The organism is Streptomyces sp. NPDC127092 (assembly GCF_042722475.1).
Lineage (GTDB): Bacteria > Actinomycetota > Actinomycetes > Streptomycetales > Streptomycetaceae > Streptomyces.
Genome location: NZ_JBHXFE010000002.1, coordinates 288,981 through 309,128, shown reverse-complemented (window position 1 = coordinate 309,128; position 20,148 = coordinate 288,981). Strand labels below are relative to the sequence as shown.

Annotated in this window: 17 protein-coding genes; 13 read left to right on the top strand and 4 right to left on the bottom strand. The window is 73.1% G+C overall.

Translation table 11 applies throughout. The features are described 5' to 3' along the window. Positions 1-26: 26 nt before the first annotated feature. Together ACFWJO_RS02990 and ACFWJO_RS02985 are read left to right on the top strand one after the other, a co-directional pair. Positions 27-1,199 carry a sensor histidine kinase gene (locus tag ACFWJO_RS02990; RefSeq protein WP_386863070.1) on the top strand — a complete coding sequence of 391 codons (1,173 nt, stop codon included), beginning with the start codon at positions 27-29 and terminating at the stop codon, positions 1,197-1,199. Further along, on the top strand, positions 1,174-1,836 hold the full coding sequence (locus ACFWJO_RS02985) for a response regulator (RefSeq protein WP_386863069.1): 663 nt from the start codon (positions 1,174-1,176) through the stop codon (positions 1,834-1,836). The genes ACFWJO_RS02990 and ACFWJO_RS02985 overlap by 26 nt, the downstream gene beginning before the upstream one ends. A 109-nt stretch (positions 1,837-1,945) precedes the next feature. Here ACFWJO_RS02985 and ACFWJO_RS02980 read toward each other — a convergent pair whose 3' ends face one another. Continuing rightward, positions 1,946-2,506 (bottom strand): hypothetical protein, encoded by a 561-nt coding sequence (locus ACFWJO_RS02980; RefSeq protein WP_386863068.1) that lies wholly within the window; start codon positions 2,504-2,506, stop codon positions 1,946-1,948. An 83-nt stretch (positions 2,507-2,589) separates the two neighbouring features. Between ACFWJO_RS02980 and ACFWJO_RS02975 the strand changes: the two genes are divergently transcribed. The 7 genes from ACFWJO_RS02975 to ACFWJO_RS02945 all read left to right on the top strand — a co-directional run bounded on the left by ACFWJO_RS02975 (position 2,590) and on the right by ACFWJO_RS02945 (position 10,133). Then, positions 2,590-4,248 carry a phytoene desaturase family protein gene (locus ACFWJO_RS02975; protein ID WP_386863067.1) on the top strand — a complete coding sequence of 553 codons (1,659 nt, stop codon included), beginning with the start codon at positions 2,590-2,592 and terminating at the stop codon, positions 4,246-4,248. 170 nt (positions 4,249-4,418) lie between these two features. Beyond that, positions 4,419-5,447, top strand: coding sequence for an L-threonine 3-dehydrogenase (tdh, locus tag ACFWJO_RS02970; RefSeq protein ID WP_386863102.1), 1,029 nt, complete (start codon positions 4,419-4,421; stop codon positions 5,445-5,447). A gap of 38 nt (positions 5,448-5,485) precedes the next feature. Then, positions 5,486-6,685, top strand: a complete 1,200-nt coding sequence (locus ACFWJO_RS02965) for a glycine C-acetyltransferase (RefSeq protein WP_384418243.1) — start codon at positions 5,486-5,488, stop codon at positions 6,683-6,685. A gap of 4 nt (positions 6,686-6,689) precedes the next feature. After that, the gene (locus ACFWJO_RS02960; RefSeq protein WP_386863066.1) at positions 6,690-7,598 is read left to right on the top strand and encodes a LysR family transcriptional regulator; all 909 of its coding nucleotides are present in this window, start codon (positions 6,690-6,692) and stop codon (positions 7,596-7,598) included. A 104-nt stretch (positions 7,599-7,702) separates the two neighbouring features. Then, complete coding sequence (locus ACFWJO_RS02955) at positions 7,703-8,617, top strand: proline iminopeptidase-family hydrolase (protein WP_386863065.1); 915 nt, start codon at positions 7,703-7,705, stop codon at positions 8,615-8,617. A 78-nt stretch (positions 8,618-8,695) separates the two neighbouring features. Continuing rightward, a complete protein-coding gene (locus ACFWJO_RS02950; RefSeq protein WP_386863064.1) occupies positions 8,696-9,280 on the top strand; it encodes a hypothetical protein in 585 nt (194 codons plus the stop codon). 22 nt (positions 9,281-9,302) lie between these two features. Next, the gene (locus ACFWJO_RS02945; RefSeq protein ID WP_386863063.1) at positions 9,303-10,133 is read left to right on the top strand and encodes a DUF5995 family protein; all 831 of its coding nucleotides are present in this window, start codon (positions 9,303-9,305) and stop codon (positions 10,131-10,133) included. Between the two features lie 28 nt (positions 10,134-10,161). On the opposite strand, the gene ACFWJO_RS02940 is transcribed toward ACFWJO_RS02945, so the two are convergent. Further along, positions 10,162-12,012 (bottom strand): serine hydrolase, encoded by a 1,851-nt coding sequence (locus ACFWJO_RS02940; protein WP_386863062.1) that lies wholly within the window; start codon positions 12,010-12,012, stop codon positions 10,162-10,164. A 171-nt stretch (positions 12,013-12,183) separates the two neighbouring features. Between ACFWJO_RS02940 and ACFWJO_RS02935 the strand changes: the two genes are divergently transcribed. From ACFWJO_RS02935 to ACFWJO_RS02925, 3 genes are all read left to right on the top strand, one after another. After that, positions 12,184-13,293, top strand: coding sequence for an NAD(P)H-dependent flavin oxidoreductase (locus tag ACFWJO_RS02935; RefSeq protein WP_386863061.1), 1,110 nt, complete (start codon positions 12,184-12,186; stop codon positions 13,291-13,293). Continuing rightward, on the top strand, positions 13,290-14,849 hold the full coding sequence (locus ACFWJO_RS02930) for an acyl-CoA synthetase (RefSeq protein WP_386863060.1): 1,560 nt from the start codon (positions 13,290-13,292) through the stop codon (positions 14,847-14,849). Before ACFWJO_RS02935 ends, ACFWJO_RS02930 begins: the two co-directional genes overlap by 4 nt. A 125-nt stretch (positions 14,850-14,974) precedes the next feature. After that, a complete protein-coding gene (locus ACFWJO_RS02925) occupies positions 14,975-15,865 on the top strand; it encodes a serine protease (RefSeq protein WP_386863059.1) in 891 nt (296 codons plus the stop codon). A gap of 57 nt (positions 15,866-15,922) precedes the next feature. Here ACFWJO_RS02925 and ACFWJO_RS02920 read toward each other — a convergent pair whose 3' ends face one another. Then, positions 15,923-16,441: a DinB family protein gene (locus ACFWJO_RS02920; protein ID WP_386863058.1), complete on the bottom strand. Its 519-nt coding sequence runs from the start codon at positions 16,439-16,441 to the stop codon at positions 15,923-15,925. Between the two features lie 58 nt (positions 16,442-16,499). Between ACFWJO_RS02920 and ACFWJO_RS02915 the strand changes: the two genes are divergently transcribed. Then, the gene (locus ACFWJO_RS02915) at positions 16,500-17,606 is read left to right on the top strand and encodes a calcium:proton antiporter (RefSeq protein WP_386863057.1); all 1,107 of its coding nucleotides are present in this window, start codon (positions 16,500-16,502) and stop codon (positions 17,604-17,606) included. On the opposite strand, the gene ACFWJO_RS02910 is transcribed toward ACFWJO_RS02915, so the two are convergent. Next, the gene (locus ACFWJO_RS02910; protein ID WP_386863056.1) at positions 17,596-20,034 is read right to left on the bottom strand and encodes a penicillin acylase family protein; all 2,439 of its coding nucleotides are present in this window, start codon (positions 20,032-20,034) and stop codon (positions 17,596-17,598) included. The two genes, ACFWJO_RS02915 and ACFWJO_RS02910, sit on opposite strands and share 11 nt — an antisense overlap. Positions 20,035-20,148 lie beyond the last annotated feature (114 nt).

The window sequence follows — 20,148 nt, the reverse complement described above, 5'->3', positions numbered from 1 at the left end:
ACGCCGCGGTCCCTAGGCTGAGAACCGTGCTCCGAGACGACCTGCGAACCCTGTGGACCGAACCCCGGCCGCCCGACGTGCCCGCCCGGGTGTGGCGGGACGGGGCGCTGCTCGCCGCGGGCCTTGCCGGTGTGGCGCTGGAGGCCACCCTGCGCGAGAACGTCGTGTGGCGGCCGGTGGCGGTGGTGTTCGCCGTGTGGCTGTGCCTGCTGCCCCTGTGGCGCCGGACCCGCCCGCTGGCGATGGTGACGCTGGCGTTCGGCTCGGTGATCCTGCTTCAGGTGGCCTCGCTCGTCGCCGCTCCGCGCGAGCCCGTCGGTCTGTACACCGGCGGGGTCGTGCTCGTGCTGGTGTACGCGCTGCCCCGGTGGGGATCGGGACGCGAGATCGTGCTGGGCGGCGCGGTGATCGTCGCGGCCGGCGCGCTGTGTTCCGTCACGGACGAGACCCCGGTCGTCGAGAACGTCGTGGGCTTCGCCTTCCTGCTGCTGCCCGGTGTGGTCGGGGCTGCCGTGCGGTTCCGGGTGACCGCTCGCGAGCGGCAGGTGGAGCAGGTGCGCTCCCGCGAACGCGAGCAGCTCGCCCGGGAACTGCACGACACGGTGGCCCACCACGTGTCGGCCATGGTGATCATCGCCCAGGCGGGCCGGGTGCTCGCGGGCACCGACCCGTCCGCCGCCGTCGAGGCGCTGGAGGGGGTCGAGGAGGAAGGGGCGCGCACGCTGGAGGAGATGCGCGCCATGGTCGCCGCGCTGCGCGACCGCGGGATCGGCGCGGAGCTGGCGCCCCCTGCCGGAGTCGCGGATCTGGAGCGCCTGGTGCGCACCCCGGGTGGTCGCCTCAGGGTCGACCTGGGGCTCGACGGCGAACTGGACGCGCTGCCCCCGGCCGTGGACGCGGCCGTCTACCGGATCGTGCAGGAGTCGGTGACCAACGCGCTGCGCCATGCGGTCGACGCGACCGAGCTCGTCGTCCGGGTCGCCGCGGAACGGCACGCGGTACGGGTGAGCGTGCGCGACGACGGCCGGCGCACCGGCCGGGGCCGCGACGGATACGGACTTACCGGACTTCGCGAGCGCGCGACCCTGCTCGGCGGCACACTACGAGCCGGCCCGGGTGCCGACCGGGGCTGGCACGTCGAAGCCGAACTGCCGAGAGCGAGGAGCGAGAGCCGTGTCCATTCGCGTCCTCGTCGCTGACGACCAGACGATCATCCGCACCGGGCTGCGGATCATGCTGAACGCCCAGCCCGGCATCGAGGTGGTCGGCGAGGCCGCCGACGGCCGGGAAGCGGTACGTCTGGCCCGCGAACTACGCCCCGACGTCTGCCTGTTCGACATCCGCATGCCCGTACTCGACGGGCTCGAGGCCACCCGGCTGGTCGCCGCCCCGGGCGTCGCCGACGCGCCGGCCGTGGTCGTCATCACCACGTTCGACCTCGACGAGTACGTCTACGGCGCGCTGCGTGCCGGCGCCCGCGGATTCCTGCTCAAGGACACGGGACCGGACCTTCTGGCGCAGGCCGTACGCTCGGCGTCCGACGGTGAGGCGCTCATCGCGCCCAGCGTCACCGTCCGTCTGCTCCAGGCGTTCGCGGACCTGCCCGCCGGCCGGCCCGTGGCCCAGCCGGTCTCTCCCGTCACCGCCCGCGAGGAGCAGGTGCTCCTCGCCGTCGCCCGCGGCCTGACCAACACCGAGATCGCCGACGCGCTGCACATCAGCCTCAGCACGGTGAAGACGCATCTGGCCAGCCTGATGGCCAAACTCGGCGCCCGCAACCGCGTCGAGATCGCGATGTGGGCCTACGAAACGCGCCGTATCCTCCCCGGAACCTGACCCGGGCGCCGGGCCGTGTCCCACGAGTCCCCGCGTACACCGGCCTGATCGACGCACGGCCGGGGCAGGGGAGGGACCGGCTCTCCCGCGGGCCTCGCGTGACGCCCGGTCAGAACTTGCCCCACACCCGGACGACCCGGCGGCCGCCGAGCGCCTCCGCGAAGTCCGTGAGGAAGTCCGTCCCGAACTCCGTCCAGTCCCAGAACTCGAACCCGAGGCAGGCCAGGGCGAACCGGTCGTCGTGCCACTGCCAGGCCGTCACCTCGGCGTCCCGGCCGCACGCACGGCACCCGACCCGCGCGGCCGTCGTGCCGCCGCCTGCCCAGACGCGTATGGCCGCGTCGAACCGCTGCCACGCGTCCTCCACCAGGGCGGTGCTGGTGGCGCAGCCCGGGCAGACCGCGAACTCCGGGGCGTCCTGGCCCGCGTGGAACACCTGCCGGCCCGTGTGCACGGCGAGGCCGCCGTCCGGTTCCCAGTCCGGCTCGGCCACCGCCCGCTCCCAGGCCGGGCCGGGCGGATGCCCCAGGGGCGCGCCGAGGACGCAGTCGGTGCGCTCCGCCCGTACGATGCCGGCCGCGACGAGCCAGTCGAGGCCGCGCCGGGCGAGCTGCGCCGCCTCCGCGTCCGTGGCGTCCGGTACCACCAGCGTCTGGAAGTGATTCCCCATGACACCGACGGTAGGGGAGGCCACTGACAACACCCCTGCGCACGGCGTCTGGTGGGACCGTCCGGGAGGTGTTAGCAAGAGACATGACCCCACCCGCACCCGCACCAGCACCCGGATCCGCACCCGCACCCGCATCCGGATCCGCATCGGGACCCGCAGCCGGGCCCGCGTCGGCGCCCGCTCCCGCCTCCGTCACGCGCGGCTCGTACGATGCCGTCGTCGTCGGGGGCGGGCACAACGGCCTCGTCGCCGCCGCCTATCTCGCCCGCGCCGGGCGCCGGGTCCTCGTCCTCGAACGGCTGGGGAACACCGGCGGTGCCGCCGTCTCCACGCGGCCGTTCCCCGGCGTCGACGTCCGGCTGTCCCGCTACTCCTACCTGGTGTCGCTGCTCCCCGAGAAGATCGTCCGCGAGCTCGGACTCCGCTTCGCGGTCCGGAAGCGCTCCGTCTCCTCGTACACCCCGTACGCCGACTCCGGCCTCCTCGTCGGCGGCGGCCAGGACCGCACCCGCGCGTCCTTCGCCGCGCTCACCGGCTCCGACCGCGAGTACGAGGCCTGGCAGGCCTTCTACGGGCGCACCGCCCGCGCCGCCCGCCGGATCTTCCCCACCCTCACCGAGCCGCTGCCGAGCCGCGAGGGCCTGCGCGCCCTGGTCGACGACGCCGAGACCTGGGAGATGCTCTTCGAGCAGCCCATCGGGGTCGCCGTCGAGAAGCACTTCGCCGACGACCTGGTGCGCGGCGTCGTCCTGACCGACGCCCTCATCGGCACCTTCGCCGAAGCCCACGACCCCTCGCTGCTCCAGAACCGCTGCTTCCTCTACCACGTGATCGGCGGCGGCACCGGCGACTGGGACGTGCCCGTGGGCGGCATGGGTGCCCTCACCGACGCCCTCGCGGACGCCGCACGCGCCGCAGGCGCGACCGTCCTCACCGGCCACGAGGTCACCCGGATCGAGACCGACGGCAGCCGCGCCGAGGTCGCCTACCGTACCGCCGACGGCGAAGGCGTCGTCGGCGCGGGACACGTCCTGGTCAACGCCTCGCCGCAGGCCCTCGCCGGCCTCCTCGGCGAGCCGGCTCCGGCCCCCGCCGAGGGCGCCCAGCTCAAGGTCAACATGGTCCTCACCAGGCTGCCCAGGCTCCGGGACCGCGCCGTCGACCCGCGCGAGGCCTTCTCCGGCACCTTCCACATCGCCGAGGGGTACGGGCAGCTGGCCACCGCCTACGCGGAGGCCGCCGCCGGACGGCTGCCCGCCGCACCGCCCTCGGAGATCTACTGCCACACCCTGACCGACCCGAGCATCCTCGGCCCGGAGGCCGCGGCCCGCGGCTACCAGACCCTCACCCTGTTCGGACTCCACGCGCCCGCCCGGCTGTTCGCCGCCGACCCCGACGGCGCCCGCGACGCGCTCCTGAAGGCGACGCTCGCGCAGCTCGACGCGTGCCTCGACGAGCCGGTCGCCGACTGCCTGGCCCTGGACGCCGACGGCCGGCCCTGCATCGAGGCCAAGTCCCCGCTGGACCTCGAACGCGACCTGCGGCTGCCCGGCGGCCACATCTTCCACCGGGACCTCTCCTTCCCCTACGGGGAGGAAGGAGGACCGGGAGGCCGCTGGGGCGTCGAGACCTCCCGGCCCAACGTCCTGCTGTGCGGTGCGGGCGCCGTGCGCGGCGGCGGAGTGAGCGGAGTGCCCGGTCACAACGCGGCCATGGCGGTGCTCGACCGGCTCGCGGGTTGACGCCCGCGGCGTCCCGGCCAGGGGCGTGAAGCTGATCTGCGAGTGCGGTTAAGAAAACCTCGATGGACCACGGCCCCCGACGCACGGAAGATTTCCTTCCAGGGATCTTGGGCGCGTCGACGTGCCCGGAACCGGTACATCACAGGACGCGCACGTCGGGAGCCGTGACATTGAAGGCACTGGTCAAGCACAAGGCGGAGCCGGGACTCTGGCTGACGGACGTCCCCGAGCCGGAGGCCGGTCCCGGTGACGTCCTGATCAAGGTGAAGCGGACCGGTATCTGCGGCACCGACCTGCACATCCGCTCCTGGGACGGCTGGGCGCAGAAGACCATCGCCACCCCGCTGACCCTCGGCCACGAGTTCGTCGGCGAGGTCGTCGAGACCGGCCGCGACGTCGCCGACATCCAGGTCGGCGACCTGGTCAGCGGCGAGGGCCACCTGGTCTGCGGCAAGTGCCGCAACTGTCTGGCCGGCCGCCGCCACCTGTGCCGCGCCACCGTCGGCCTCGGCGTCGGCCGCGACGGCGCCTTCGCCGAGTACGTCGTGCTGCCCGCCTCCAACGTCTGGGTGCACCGGGTGCCGGTCGACCTCGACGTCGCCGCGATCTTCGACCCCTTCGGCAACGCCGTGCACACCGCGCTGTCCTTCCCGCTGGTCGGCGAGGACGTCCTGGTCACCGGCGCGGGCCCGATCGGCATCATGGCCGCCGCCGTCGCCAAGCACGCCGGTGCCCGCAACGTCGTCGTCACCGACGTCAGCGAGGAGCGCCTGGCGCTCGCCCGCAAGATCGGCGTCTCGCTCGCGCTGAACGTCGCGGACAGCACCATCGCCGAGGGCCAGCGCACCCTCGGCCTCAAGGAGGGCTTCGACGTCGGCCTGGAGATGTCCGGCAACCCGCACGCGATGCGGGACATGGTCGCCAACATGACCAACGGCGGCAAGATCGCCATGCTCGGCCTGCCCAGCGAGGACTTCTCCGTCGACTGGGCGAAGATCGTCACCTCGATGATCACCATCAAGGGCATCTACGGCCGCGAGATGTTCGAGACCTGGTACGCCATGTCCGTGCTCCTGGAGGGCGGACTCGACCTGTCGCCGGTGATCACCGGCCGCTACGACTACCGGGACTTCGAGGCCGCCTTCGACGACGCCGCCTCCGGCAAGGGCGGCAAGGTCATCCTCGACTGGACCGCCTGACCCCCCTCCGGACCGTCCGAACCCCAGGAGCTTCCTTCATGTTCGATTCCGTACGCGACGACATCCGCGCCACCCTCGACGAGATCCGCGAGGCCGGGCTCCACAAGCCCGAGCGCGTCATCGGCACGCCCCAGTCGGCCACCGTCGCCGTCACCGCGGGGGGCCGCCCCGGCGAGGTGCTGAACTTCTGCGCCAACAACTACCTCGGCCTCGCCGACCACCCCGAGGTCGTCGCCGCCGCCCACGAGGCGCTCGACCGCTGGGGCTACGGCATGGCCTCGGTCCGCTTCATCTGCGGCACCCAGGAGGTCCACAAGGAGCTCGAGGCGCGCATCTCGCGCTTCCTCGGCCAGGAGGACACGATCCTCTACTCCTCCTGCTTCGACGCCAACGGCGGCGTGTTCGAGACCCTGCTCGGCGCCGAGGACGCGGTCATCTCCGACGCCCTCAACCACGCCTCCATCATCGACGGCATCCGCCTGTCCAAGGCCCGCCGCTTCCGCTACGCCAACCGCGACATGGCCGACCTGGAGCAGCAGCTGAAGGAGGCCACCGAGGGCGGCGCCCGGCGCAAGCTGATCGTCACCGACGGCGTCTTCTCCATGGACGGCTACGTCGCGCCGCTCGACGAGATCTGCGACCTGGCCGAGCGCTACGACGCCATGGTCATGGTCGACGACTCGCACGCCGTCGGCTTCGTCGGCCCCGGCGGCCGCGGCACCCCCGAGCTGCACGGCGTCATGGACCGCGTGGACATCATCACCGGCACCCTCGGCAAGGCCCTCGGCGGCGCTTCCGGCGGTTACGTCGCGGCCCGCGCCGAGATCGTCGCGCTGCTGCGCCAGCGCTCGCGCCCGTACCTGTTCTCCAACACCCTCGCCCCGGTGATCGCCGCCGCCTCCCTCAAGGTCCTCGACCTGCTCGAGTCGGCCGGTGACCTGCGCGAGCGGCTCAACGCCAACACCGAGCTGTTCCGCCGCCGGATGACCGAGGAGGGCTTCGACATCCTCCCCGGCGACCACGCGATCGCCCCCGTCATGATCGGGGACGCCGCCGAGGCCGGACGCATGGCCGAGCTGCTCCTGGAGCGCGGCGTGTACGTGATCGGCTTCTCGTACCCGGTCGTGCCGCAGGGCCAGGCCCGCATCCGCGTGCAGCTGTCCGCCGCCCACTCCACGGAGGACGTCAACCGGGCCGTGGACGCGTTCGTCGACGCGCGCGCCGCCCTGCGAGACTAGGGGCATGATCGAAGCGCGGCGGCTGCACATCCTCCGGGCGGTGGCCGACCACCGCACCGTCACGGCGGCTGCCGCCGCGCTCTACCTCACACCCTCCGCCGTCTCGCAGCAGCTCGCCGCCCTGGAGCAGGAGACCGGCCACCGCCTGGTGGAGCGGAGCGCGCGCGGTGCCAGGCTCACCCCGGCAGGGGAGATCCTGCTGAGCCACGCCAACGCCGTCCTCGCCCAGTTGGAACGGGCCGAGGCCGAGCTCGCCGCGTACGGCTCGGGCGAGGCCGGCACGGTGACGGTGGCGGCCTTCGCCACCGGCATCGGCCTCGTCGTGGCGCCCGCCATCGGCTCGCTCGCCCGTACCGCGCCGGGCATCCGCGTCCGCGTCCAGGACGCGGAGGGTGACGAGAGCCTGCTGATGGTCCTGGACCGGCAGGTCGACGTGGCCGTGGCCGTCGAGTACCGCGGGGCGCCCGGCGAGGACGACGCCCGCCTGACCCGGTTGCCGCTCTACGCGGAGCCGTTCGACGCGGTCCTGCCACCGGACCACGCGCTCGCCGGGCGGGAGCGGATCGCGCTCGCCGACCTCGCCAAGGACCCCTGGATCGGACAGTCCACGGGCAACCCCTGCCACGACGTGACGGTCCTCGCCTGCGAGTACGCGGGCTTCGCGCCCCGCATGGAGCACGTCTCCGACGACTTCCGGGCCGTCGTCGCCCTGGCCGGCGCCGGCGCGGGCGTGGCCCTCGTACCCCGCTCCGCCCTGCGCGGCACCGACCTCACCGGCGTGGTGGTCCGCCCGGTCGACGGCGTCGCCCCCACCCGCCGCGTCTTCGCCGCGGTACGGCGCGGCGGCGAGGACCACCCGCTGATCCAGCCGGTCCTCGCCGCACTGCGGGAGGCCGCCCAGCCGGCCGGCTGAGGCCACCGCGTGCCCGGGGCCACGGCCGGGGGCCGGGGCGGCACACGGCGGCGCTTCGCGGGACGCATGATGGAAGGGTGCCGCCGAGACGAGGAGGCGGGGTCATGTCCGTCACCGAAGGAACCGTGCCGTTCCGCGGTCACCGCACCTGGTACCGCGTCGTCGGCGCCCGGACGCCCGGCGGGCAGGTGCCGCTGCTCGTCGTCAACGGCGGCCCCGGCTGCCCGCACGACTACCTCGACGACCTCGCCGGCCTCACCAGGGAGACCGGCCGTCCGGTCGTCTTCTACGACCAGCTCGGCTGCGGCAGGTCCGACCACCCCGACGACCCGTCGCTGTGGACGCTCGACACCTTCGTCGACGAGCTCGCGGCCGTCCGCGAGGCGCTCCACCTCGATCCCGTGCATCTCCTCGGGCACTCCTGGGGCAGCCAGCTGGCCCTGGAGTACGTGCTCACCCGGCCGCCGGGTCTGCTGAGTCTGGTCCTCGCCGGTCCCGTCGCCGACGCCCCCGCCTACCAGGCCGAGACCCTGCGTCTGAAGGAGTCCCTGCCCGCCGCGGTACGCGAGGTCCTCGACCGCCACGAGGCCGCCGGCACCACCGACGACCCGGAGTACCAGGACGCCGCGCTCGCCTTCTACGCGCGCTACCTCTGCCGCCTCGACCCGTGGCCGCCGCACCTGGTGCGCTCCTTCACGAGCATCAACCGGGAGGTGTACGAGGCGCTGTGGGGCGGCGCCGAGTGGAACCTCACCGGCAGTCTGAAGGACTGGGACGTCACCGCCCGGCTCGGCGAGATCGACCTTCCCGTGCTCGTCACCTCGGGCCGCCACGACGTGGCGACGCCCGCCCTGGTCAGGGACCTGGTCGAGGCCGTTCCGGGGGCCGCCTGGGTGCTGTTCGAGGAGAGCTCCCACATGCCCTCGGCGGAGGAGCCCGAACACTATCGCCGAGTGGTCGGGGCCTTCCTCGCCGAAGTGGAGGCGGACGCGGGCAGCCGGTCACGGGCGGCGGCGTGACCGGCGCCGGGTGAGCTCGACCCGAGCCGACGAGCCGCCACCACGCCACTCACGGAGCGTGATGATAGGCTACGCACCGTGACAACGGAGCACGGGGGCGTCCCCCGAAACCGCACGAGCGCACCCAATCACGTCTACTACTTCGACATCGGGGCCGGCACCTGGCAGGGGAAGGCCACGTTCCGCATCACCTCCTGGCGTCGTCTCCTCCGCAGCGGCGTCGGGGTGACGCACAAACTTCTCGCGATCGCCATGCACCTCGTCGAGCTGCTCGTGGGCCCGGCGCGACAGCACTCGGTGATCGTGGCGAAGCCGGACGAGGGCGAGTTCGGCCAGGCCGACAACGTGCTCACGATCTCCAAGTTCGGCGTGACGCTGTACCTCCTGGACGAGCAGTACGTACTGGAGAGCAACGGCACCGGAGTCACCGTGCGCGCCAAGGAGCGGCTCGGCCCCGTGCCCGGCCTGCTCACGCGGAACTTCACCTACTCCGCGGAGATCAGTGACGGAGGCGTGGCCGCGACCTACCGCATGCCGCTGCTCGGAGCCCTCTGGATCGCGAACTACCGGGTCGCACCCGACCGCCAGACCCTCTTCGCGGAACTGCTGTGCGACTGGGGCAGGGCGACCGAGGAGACCCGCCGCGTCGGCGGGCCGGCGTAGCGGGCGACAGGACCACGCTCCCGTGACCGCCGAGCCCATGCTGCCCGCCGAGAAGGTCGCCCTGGTCGCCGGACTGCTCGCCGACCGGGTCCGGCAGTACGACGCCGCCCAGGACCGCCGGGCCGCGTTCGCCTACACCTACTTCCGCCTCACGACGACGCTCGCCACGGCCCTGGACACGGGCACGCCCGGGTTCAAGGACCCGCCGTGGGTGGCCGAGCTGTGCGAGACGCTCGCATCGGCCTACTTCGGCGCGATGGACGGCATCGACGCCTGGCTGGCGGGACGGCCCGGTGGCTCGGTGGGCGAGGTCCGGCCCGGTGATCTGCCGGACTCGATCCCCCCGCCGTGGCGGGACGTCTTCGCCGCGTCGTGCGTCCGGCGCTCCTACACGCTGGAAGACGTGCTCTTCTCGATGATGGCGCACATCTCCTACGACCTGCCGGGTGCGTTGCGCCGCATGGCGGAGGCCACGGGCGACCGCGGCCGCATCGCCGATTTCCACCGCATGAACGACGTGCTCGGGTCCTGCATCGACAAGGTCCAGGACGACCTGGCCGACCGCTACATCCACGGACTCCGGTCCCTGGACCAGCTGTTCACCCGGAGCGACGAACTGCTGACCAACTACGGGATCCGGGTCGCCCGGGGCCTGGCCTGGTTCAACTGCGACCGGCTCCTGGACCCGGACGCGGCCGAGGAGGCGGCCCGGTCGATCGGCAGGAGCACCGCCGCGCTCATCTCCGAGATCCGCACCCCCGGAGACTGGAAGTTGCGTGCCGGCCTGTGGATCCTGCGCCGGCTGATCCCCGAGCGCCGGCACTGGCCCGCGCCGAACACGCCCGTCGTGTAGTGGCCCGGTGTTCCGCGGGGGACGGTTCCTAGTCCGGCGAGGCCGTCCAGCCCACCGCCTCGATGCGGGCCCGGTCGGCTGGGCGGGCCTCGTCGAAGAGGGGCCGGCCCGCCGGGTCCAGGAGGCGGACGGCGTCCACGTACACCCCGCGGCCGACGTAGCGCCGGTCGGTGGTGTACCGCCAGCGCAGCCGTACGGGCGCGGCCGCCCCTACGGGCAGGTCGGCGCGGAGCCCGTACCACGCGCGGCCCGACCAGCCGCCGACCGCGCCGGTGGGGTGCTCCTGGCGGCTCGGCGGTCCGTCACCGCGCGCGGTGGTGGTGAACGGGACCGGTGCCCAGTGCGCGCCGCCGTCCGCCGAGGCCTCCAAAACCGCGCCGTCCGTTCCCGGCTCGGTGTCCCACCACAGGGCGCACTCGAGGCGGGCGGCCCCCGGGACCTCCGGCAGGGTGAGGGTCGCGGTCGTCGCGTTCGCCATGCCGGAGAACCACGCGGTGCGGCCCCGGGCCGGGCGGACCGGTACGGCGCGGGCCAGGGCGTCGGCGGCGGCGACCCGGGGCGCGGAGCCGGAGCGCCAGCTCCGTACCGGGTGGACGGAGTTGCCGAGCACGATCAGGAACGCGTCGGTGGTCGGGTCGAGCACCAGGCTGGTGCCGGTGAAACCGGTGTGGCCGGCCGTGCGCGGGGTGGCCATCGCGCCCATGTACCAGTGCTGGTAGAGCTCGAAGCCGAGGCCGTGCTCGTCGCCGGGGAAGGCGGTGTTGAAGTCGGTGAACATCAGCTCCACGGAGGCGGGGGAGAGGATGCGGGCGTCGCCGTAGGCCCCGCCGTTGAGCAGGGTGCGGGCCAGGACGGCGAGGTCCCAGGCGTCGGCGAAGACGCCGGCGTGACCGGCGACGCCGCCCATGGCGTACGCGTTCTCGTCGTGCACCTCGCCCCACACCATGCCGCGGTCGAGCCCGGACCAGGGCTTGCGGGCGTCCTCGGTGGCGGCGATGCCCCGGCGCCACGAGAGCGGGGGATTGAAACGCGTGCGGTGCATCCCGAGCGGAGCGGTGATCTCGGTCCGGAGCAGGTGATCCAGAGGGTGACCGGTGATCTCCTCCAGGATCAGCTGAAGCGTGATCAGGTTGAGGTCGGAGTAGAGGTAGACGGTGCCGGGCGGGTTCGCCGGCACCTCGTTCCACAGCAGTCGCAGCCGCCCCTCCCGCGTCGGCTCCTTGTAGAGCGGGATCCAGGCCCGGAACCCCGAGGTGTGGGTGAGCAGCTGACGGACCGTGACGTCCTGTTTCCCGCCGCCGCCGAACTCCGGCAGGTACGCCGTGACCTTCTCCTCCAGGACCAGCGTCCCGCGCTCGATCTGCTGCACCGCCAGGATCGAGGTGAACAGCTTGGAGACGGACGCCAGGTCGAAGACGGTGTCCTCGCGCATCGGGATCTGCTGGTCGGCCGGCAGCTCGACGCCCGTGTCGGTCTTCTCGTCGTACGCCGCGTAGCGCACGGCCGTGCCGATCGGCCGGTGCAGCGCCACGGTCCCGCCGCGCCCCGCGAGCAGCACCGCGCCCGCGTACCACGGGTGCGTGGGGGAGGGGCGCAGATACGCCTCGGCGTCCGCGACCAGCCGGTCCAGGTGTCCGGGCAGCAGCCCCGCCCGCTCGGCGGAGCCGCGGCGCAGCGTCGTCCGCCGCGCGGCGCCGAAGCCAGGCCCGGCCCCGTCCGCACCGCCGGAGCCGCCCGCACCGCCGCCGGGGCCCGGTTCGGGCGCGGCCGCGGCGCCCGGCACCGTACCGATCATCAGCGCACCTCCCAGGGCGAGGACACCGCCGCCGAACGCGCGGCGGCTCGGACCCCGGTTCCCCATCCTCGACTCGTCCGTCATGCCCACCCTCTCTCACCGCTCCTGAAAGAAAACTTCGGCCACTCCGGCAAGATCTGAAACTTTCCTACCGGAGCCGGAGCGGATCCGGGAAGCGCGCGGTACCGCAAAGAATCTGACACTGCATCAGAAAATCTCTTCCCTCGGCACACCGGCTGCGGCACCATGCCGCCCATGAAGACGGAGCTGAGTCGCACACTGGGGATCGAGCACGCCATCTTCGGCTTCACGCCCTTCCCCGCGGTGGCCGCGGCCATCACCAGAGCCGGCGGATTCGGCGTCCTCGGCGCGGTCCGCTACACCGCCCCCGACGACCTCGCCCGCGACCTCGACTGGATGCAGGACCACACCGACGGCCTGCCGTACGGCCTCGACGTCGTCATGCCCGCGAAGAAGGTCGAAGGCGTGAGCGAGGCCGACGTCGAGGCGATGATCCCCGCCGGGCACCGCGAGTTCGTCCGCGCCACCCTCGCCAAGCACGGCGTCCCCGAACTCGCCGAGGGCGAGGCCTCCGGCTGGCGGATCACCGGCTGGATGGAACAGGTCGCCCGCGGCCAGCTCGACGTCGCCTTCGACTACCCCATCAAGCTGCTCGCCAACGCCCTCGGCTCACCGCCCGCAGACGTCGTCGCCCGCGCCCACGCGCACGGCGTGCTCGTCGCCGCCCTCGCCGGCAGCGCCCGGCACGCACGCCACCACGCCGACGCGGGCATCGACATCGTCGTCGCCCAGGGCTACGAGGCCGGCGGCCACACCGGCGAGATCGCCTCCATGGTGCTCACCCCCGAGGTCGTCGACGCCGTCGCGCCGCTGCCCGTGCTCGCCGCCGGCGGCATCGGCAGCGGCGAGCAGATCGCCGCCGGGCTCGCGCTCGGCGCCCAGGGCGTGTGGCTCGGCTCCCTCTGGCTCACCACCACCGAGGCCGAGCTCCACTCCCGCGCGCTCACCGAGAAGCTGCTCGCCGCCGGCTCCGGCGACACCGTCCGCTCCCGCGCCCTCACCGGCAAACCCGCCCGGCAGCTGCGCACCGAGTGGACCGACGCCTGGGACGACCCGGCCGGCCCCGGCCCGCTGCCGATGCCGCTGCAGGGCCTCCTGGTCGCCGAAGCGGTCTCCCGGATCCAGAAGTACGAGGTCACGCCGCTGCTCGGCACCCCGGTCGGCCAGATCGTGGGCCGCATGAACACGGAGCGCAGCGTCCGGCAGGTCTTCGACGAGCTCACCCGCGGCTTCGAGAAGGCCGTCGACCGGATCAACCGCATCGCCGGAAGGAGCGAAGGATGAGCCAGGAGAGCCAGGGTCCCAACGGCTTCTGGGCGCAGGCCACCGCCGAGCCGGAGCGGACCGTGATCACCGCTCCGGACGGAGAGCAGTGGTCCGCCGGCCGCCTCCACGCGGCGGTCAACCAGCTCGTCCACGGACTGCGCGCGGCCGGCCTGGAGCGCGGAGACGCCTTCGCCGTCGTCCTTCCCAACGGGATCGAGTTCTTCACGGCCTATCTGGCCGCCAGCCAGGCCGGGTTCTACCTCGTCCCCGTCAACCACCACCTCGTCGGCCCCGAGATCGCCTGGATCGTCGCCGACTCCGGCGCGAAGGTCCTCGTCGCCCACGAGCGCTTCGCCGGGGCCGCCACCGCCGCCGCGGACGAGGCGGGCCTCCCGCCGAGCCACCGCTACGCCGTCGGCGAGATCGCCGGCTTCCGCCCGTACGCCGAACTCCTCGACGGGCAGCCCGCCACCCCGCCCGCCGACCGCACCCTCGGCTGGGTCATGAACTACACCTCGGGCACCACCGGAAGGCCCCGCGGCATCCGCCGCCCGCTGCCCGGAAGGACCCCCGAGGAGACCTACCTCGGCGGCTTCCTCGGCATCTTCGGCATCAGGCCCTTCGACGGCAACGTCCACCTGGTCTGCTCGCCGCTCTACCACACGGCCGTGCTCCAGTTCGCCGGCGCCGCCCTGCACATCGGCCACCCGCTGGTCCTCATGGACAAGTGGACGCCCGAGGAGATGCTGCGGCTCATCGACAACCACCGCTGCACCCACACCCACATGGTGCCCACCCAGTTCCACCGCCTGCTCGCCCTCCCCGAGGACGTCCGCGGCCGCTACGACGTGTCCTCCATGCGCCACGCCATCCACGGCGCCGCGCCCTGCCCCGACCACGTCAAGCGCGCCATGATCGACTGGTGGGGCCACTGCGTCGAGGAGTACTACGCGGCCAGCGAGGGCGGCGGCGCCTTCGCCACCGCCGAGGACTGGCTGAAGAAGCCCGGCACCGTCGGCCGCGCCTGGCCCATCAGCGAGCTCGCGGTCTTCGACGACGACGGCGAACGCCTGCCGCCCGGGCAACTCGGCACCGTCTACATGAAGATGAGCACCGGTGGCTTCCGCTACCACAAGGACGAGGCCAAGACCGCGGCGGGCCGCATCGGCGAGTTCTTCACGGTCGGCGACCTCGGCGTGCTCGACGAGGACGGCTACCTCTTCCTCCGCGACCGCAAGATCGACATGATCATCTCCGGCGGCGTCAACATCTACCCCGCCGAGATCGAGGCCGCGCTGCTCGCCCACCCCGCCGTCGCCGACGCCGCCGCCTTCGGCATCCCGCACGCCGACTGGGGCGAGGAGGTCAAGGCCGTCGTCGAACCGGCCGAGGGCCACGAGCCGGGACCCGCTCTCGCCGCCGCGATCCTGGCCCACTGCGAGCGCGTCCTCGCCGGCTACAAGCGTCCCAGGTCCGTCGACTTCATCGCGCACATGCCCCGCGACCCCAACGGCAAGCTCTACAAGCGGCGCTTGCGGGACCCGTACTGGGAGGGCCACGACCGGCCGCTGTGACGGAGACGGGGATCGCTTCCGGCCAACAGGGCACGCGCCCTTGTCAGCCGGGGCGAGACCTCTTGAGAATGCGCATGACAATCGAAGGATCTTCGGTTGCATCGTCATCAGAGAGGAACCCCCACATGAAGAAGCCTCTCGTCGGTGCCCTGCTCGCGCTGCTCCTCACGGGAGCGGCGGCGGCCCCGGCCATGGCGTCCGCACCCCGGGACGCCGTCGCGCAGACCCCGGCCCCCGCGGCGCACGGCACGCAGACGGCGGCGAAGTCCACGGCCGCGGCCGGCGCCGTGGACTTCGCCGGCACGGTCGCGCTCAGCAACTGCTCCGGCTCCCTGGTCCGCATGCCCGCCTCCCAGCCGGGCGACCCCGCGCTCGTCCTCTCCAACGGCCACTGCCTGGAGACCGGCTTCCCGGCGGCCGGCGAGGTCGTCGTGAACCAGCGCTCCAGCCGCTCGTTCTCGCTCCTGAACGGGGCCGGCACCAAGGTCGCCACGCTGCGCGCCGACCGGATCGCGTACGGCACGATGACCGACACGGACGTCTCGCTCTACCGGCTGACCAAGACGTACGCGCAGATCCAGAGCCAGTACGGCATCGGTGCCCTGACCCTCGACGCCGCCCACCCGACCCAGGGCACGCCCATCACGGTGGTCTCCGGCTACTGGAAGCGGACCTACAGCTGCAGCATCGACGGGTTCGTCTACCGCCTCAAGGAGGGCGACTGGACCTGGAAGGACTCGGTCCGCTACACCTCCTCCTGCAACACCATCGGCGGCACCTCGGGCTCGCCCGTGATCGACCAGACCACCGGCAAGGTCGTCGCCGTGAACAACACGGGCAACGAGGACGGCCAGAGCTGCACCGTGAACAACCCGTGCGAGGTCGACCAGAACGGCACCGTGACGGTCCGTCAGGGCATCAACTACGCCCAGCAGACCTACACCATCGTCCCCTGCGTCGGCCCCGGCAACGTCATCGACCTGAACCGCGCGGGCTGCACCCTGCCCAAGCCCTGACGGGCCCCACGCGCACGAAGGCCGCCCGGGACACCCCGGGCGGCCTTCCGGCGCCGGTCAGCGTCCGACCGCGCCGTCCGCCTGCTCCCTCAGGATGTCGGCGTGGCCCGCGTGGCGGGCCGTCTCCTCGATCATGTGGACGAGGATCCAGCGCAGCGAGCGACGGACCTTGGTGGGATGCGTCGAGCGGACGGCAAGCGTCTCCAGGTCCGGGCAGGCCGCCACGATCGCGTCGGAGCGCCGGCCGGCCTCCCGGTAGGCGGCGAGCAGCCGCTCCGGGTCGTCCGCCTCGGTCACCTCCATGCCGATGTCGGGCATCGGCTCGTCCACGCCCTCGAACGCGTACGCGAACCAGAAGAATTCCGCCGCCGTCAGGTGCTTCACCAGACCGAGCAGACTGGTGCCCGACGCCACCCCGGGCGTCCGCGCCCGCTCGAAGTCGATGCCCTCGGCCTTGGCGGCCACCGCCTCCCGAAGGTACCCGAGGAAGGCGACCAGCGTCGAACGCTCGTCCGCTCCGCCGTGCGGCGGACCGACGTCCCCCCGTGCGGGGGCCGGTACTTGAGTCTCCGTCATACCCGCACCCTACGCGGTGCGCCCGATCCCTTCATGCCGTTATGGCAGGATTCAGGGCATGAGTTCGACCACGGCAGGACTGACACGACAGTGGACCACCTGGGGGCCGCTGGTCGCGGCCGCCGGCCTCGCCGCCGGCTGGGGCCGCGATCTGCCCGGCTTCGCGGTGGGCCTCGTCGCGGTCCTCCTCTTCGCCGCCGTACTGTCCGCCGTCCACCACGCCGAGGTCGTCGCCCACCGCGTCGGCGAACCGTACGGCTCCCTCGTGCTCGCGGTCGCCGTCACCGTCATCGAGGTCGGACTCATCGTCACCCTGATGGCCGGAGGCGGCGAGAAGACCGCCACCTACGCCCGCGACACCGTCTTCGCCGCCGTCATGATCACCTGCAACGGCATCGTCGGCCTCTCCCTGCTCGTCGCGGCGCTGCGCAACCGCGTCGCCGTCTTCAACGCCGAGGGCTCCGGCGGCGCCCTCGCGACCGTCTGCACCCTCGCGACGACGACCCTGGTCCTGCCGACGTTCACCACGAGCCACCCCGGGCCCGAGTTCTCCACCGCCCAGCTGGCCTTCGCCGCCGTCGCCTCGCTCCTGCTCTACGGCGTGTTCGTCGCCGTGCAGACGGTCCGGCACCGCGACTACTTCCTGCCCGTGCCGCGGCCGGGCCAGGAGGGCCGGGAGTCGGAGGACGACCACGCCGAGCCGCCGACCGCCCGCGAGACCTGGTTCAGCCTCGGCCTGCTCGTGGTCGCCCTCGTCGCCGTCGTCGGCAACGCCAAGCTGGTCTCGCCCACCATCGAGGACGGCGTCGAGTCCGCCGGCCTCCCGAAGGCCGTGGTCGGCGTCGTCATCGCCCTGATGGTGCTGCTGCCCGAGACCCTCGCGGCCGTGCGCGCGGCCCGCCGGGACCGGATGCAGACCAGCATGAACCTGGCCTACGGTTCCGCCATCGCCAGCATCGGCCTCACGATCCCGTCGATCGCGCTCGCCTCGGTCTGGCTGGACGGACCCCTCGTCCTCGGCCTGGGCGCCCTCCACATGGTGCTGCTCGTGCTCACCGCCGTGGTGAGCGCCCTGACCGTGGTGCCCGGACGGGCCACGCTCCTTCAAGGCGGCGTCCACCTCTCGATCTTCGCCGCCTTCGTCTTCCTGTCGTTCAGTCCCTGACCACCACCACGCGCAGCCCGGGCGAGCGCAGGATGTCCCGCTCGCAGAAGCGGGCGGTCACCCAGCGCTCGCCCGCGTACAGCCGCGTCTGGTCGTCGTAGTGCGGCGAGTTCGGGTTCGAGGACTGCGAGTACGTCAGCAGGGTCCGCGCGACCGGGCAGTGACCGCCGTCCCAGCCCACCGCCTGTACGTGGCTGGTGCCGTGCGCGACCTCCGTGTAGCCGCCGCCCGCCGGATTCCACACGGGCTCCGTCTTGTTCCAGATGCCCAGCGCCTCCGTGCCGCCGCCCACCGGGATCCGCGCCCCGTTCCGCACCACGAACTGGTGCCGGCCGAGCGGCGCGTCGAGGGCGATCCCCGCCGCCCGAAGCTCCGCCACCGCGTCCTTGAGGGCCTGGGCGAACGCGGGGGAGCCGGTGTTGAGCGTGTGCGGGGTGCGCACCGGGTCGGCCGCCGAGAACGGCACCTTCCACTGGTCGGCCGGCTTCGCCGTCGCCGTGAACTTACGCCAGAACCGGTCGAAGAGCAGCGCGCCCCGGCTGTCGGTGTCCACGGTGCGGTCCCAGGCACCGATCACCCGGCAGGCCTCGGGATCGTCGGCGAGCACGGCCGCGCACGCCTCCGCCGCGTCGGCCGCCGCCAGGTCACCGGCCGGCGCCCGGTTCGCGAACTGCTGGCGCTGCAGGTCCGCCACCGTCAGCCCGCCACGGCCGGCCATCGCCGCCACGTCCTCCACGGCGCCACGCGTGCGCAGCGAACGCGGCGTGCCCACCGTGCCGAAGATCCGCTCGTAACCGGTCACGGGCCGGTCGGCGTTGGCCAGCCAGGCGCTGTCGTTGGAGTTCTCCACGTACGGGGCGTCCACCAGGACCGGCATCCGGGACGGCCCGAAGACGCCCGGCTGCACCGCGTCCGGGTCCGAGCCGAGCGCGCAGTCGCCGCGCGCGCCGTCGAGCACCGCGACACCGGACGCCGGATACGTGGCCCGGCCCAGCGGCGTGGAGCAGCGCTGCGCGAGCTCGTCGGTGACCCGCGGCAGCACCTGCGCCTGGGTGAACAGCGTGTGCCCGTCCGCGTCGGCGGCGACGGTGTTCACCCACGGCAGGCCCTGGGTGCGGCGCAGCGTCCGCGCCATGTCGGCGGTGGAACGGGACTTCGCGAAGCCGAGGGCGGTGTCCGAGGCCCGCAGGTTGGCGGCGTTGGGATCGTTGAGCGCGAAGGCCGTCGTCGCCGTCCACGGCAGCGGCAGGCTCGCTCCGAGGCCGGTGACGACCGGCCCGTACCTCGTCCACCACTGGGTACGGGTGACCGGGGCGCCGTCCTTGACGGCGACGGTGACCGTGCGCGGGGTCATCCGCTCCGGCCTGCCGTCGACCAGGTACGCGGTGGGGTCGGCCGGGTCGAGCGTCAGCTGGTGCAGGCTGAACGGGACTCCGGTGGCCACGGTGTGGCTCCAGGCGACCTTGTCGTTGAAGCCGATGTTGACGACGGCGGTGCCGAGCAGGGAGGCGCCGGAGACGTTCAGCTCGCCCGGGATGGTCTGCTGCGACTGCCAGAAGCGGCGCCCGCCCTGCCACGGGTAGTGCGGGTTGCCGAGCAGCAGGCCGCGCCCGTTCGCGGTCGCGCTCCCCTGGAAGGCGACCGCGTTGGAGCCCATCGTGGCGTTCTCGGCGGCCAGGAGCGCGCGGGCGGCCTCGGCCGTCCGGGCGGGGTCGGGGACTGCGGTCGTGGCCGCGTCGGCGCTGGTGGCGGGGCCGGGGACGGCCGTCGTGGTGGCGGGGGCCGCCGGAGGCCGGGCCGCCGTGATGCCCTCAACGCCCCGGCCCTGACCGCCGAGGACGGACACCGCCCAGCCGCGGCGCGCCACGTCGAGCTCGGTGACCGGCCGGACCCACGCGGCGCCCGCGCAGGCCGGATCGGTGATCCGGTTCTTCCGCAGCCAGGCGTTGTAGCCGGCCGCCCAGCCCCGCATCAGCTCCTTCAGCTGCCGGCTCGGCCCGGCGGGCGCGGGAGTGGCCAGCAGTGCCTCGACCGTGCCCGCGTCCTTGGCCCCGCGGAAGAACAGGTCGCTGGAGAGGTTCTTCGTCGCCGACGACAGCGAGCCGTCGGGCGCGCCGTCCGCGCCGAACCAGCGCGAGCGCTCGCCGTCGACCGTCACGAACCCGTCGGCGAGGACGCAGACCTGGTCGGCGGCCTGCGCCCAGCCGGTGCCGAACCCCAGGTCCGCGTAGTCCCTGGCGACGATGTGCGGGATGCCGTACTCGGTGTACCGGATGACGGCCGACAGGCCGCGGTCGGAGGGGCGGTGGCTCCGGTCGCCGGCGTCGGCGACGGCCGCCGCGGGCAGGGAGGCGGTGACGGTGGCGAGGGCCGCGCCGACCAGAGCGAGGTGTCTCAGCCGGGCCGGGAACAGGGTGCGGAAGTGCAACGTGCCTCCCAACGAGCATGCGTGGAATGCGGGTTGGGCCATCCAGGCAGTCAAGCGCTTGCTCTGTCAACATCCCGTTCGGTATCCGAGGTACACGGGACGACAACCACGACG

Excerpts from the sequence above, each read along its gene's own strand:
- ACFWJO_RS02980 (WP_386863068.1), bottom strand. The coding sequence starts at position 2,506 with ATGGGGAATCACTTCCAGACGCTGGTGGTACCGGACGCCACGGACGCG.
- ACFWJO_RS02975 (WP_386863067.1), top strand. The coding sequence starts at position 2,590 with ATGACCCCACCCGCACCCGCACCAGCACCCGGATCCGCACCCGCACCC.
- ACFWJO_RS02965 (WP_384418243.1), top strand. The coding sequence starts at position 5,486 with ATGTTCGATTCCGTACGCGACGACATCCGCGCCACCCTCGACGAGATC.
- ACFWJO_RS02960 (WP_386863066.1), top strand. The coding sequence starts at position 6,690 with ATGATCGAAGCGCGGCGGCTGCACATCCTCCGGGCGGTGGCCGACCAC.
- ACFWJO_RS02955 (WP_386863065.1), top strand. The coding sequence starts at position 7,703 with ATGTCCGTCACCGAAGGAACCGTGCCGTTCCGCGGTCACCGCACCTGG.
- ACFWJO_RS02940 (WP_386863062.1), bottom strand. The coding sequence starts at position 12,012 with ATGACGGACGAGTCGAGGATGGGGAACCGGGGTCCGAGCCGCCGCGCG.
- ACFWJO_RS02935 (WP_386863061.1), top strand. The coding sequence starts at position 12,184 with ATGAAGACGGAGCTGAGTCGCACACTGGGGATCGAGCACGCCATCTTC.
- ACFWJO_RS02930 (WP_386863060.1), top strand. The coding sequence starts at position 13,290 with ATGAGCCAGGAGAGCCAGGGTCCCAACGGCTTCTGGGCGCAGGCCACC.
- ACFWJO_RS02925 (WP_386863059.1), top strand. The coding sequence starts at position 14,975 with ATGAAGAAGCCTCTCGTCGGTGCCCTGCTCGCGCTGCTCCTCACGGGA.
- ACFWJO_RS02920 (WP_386863058.1), bottom strand. The coding sequence starts at position 16,441 with ATGACGGAGACTCAAGTACCGGCCCCCGCACGGGGGGACGTCGGTCCG.
- ACFWJO_RS02915 (WP_386863057.1), top strand. The coding sequence starts at position 16,500 with ATGAGTTCGACCACGGCAGGACTGACACGACAGTGGACCACCTGGGGG.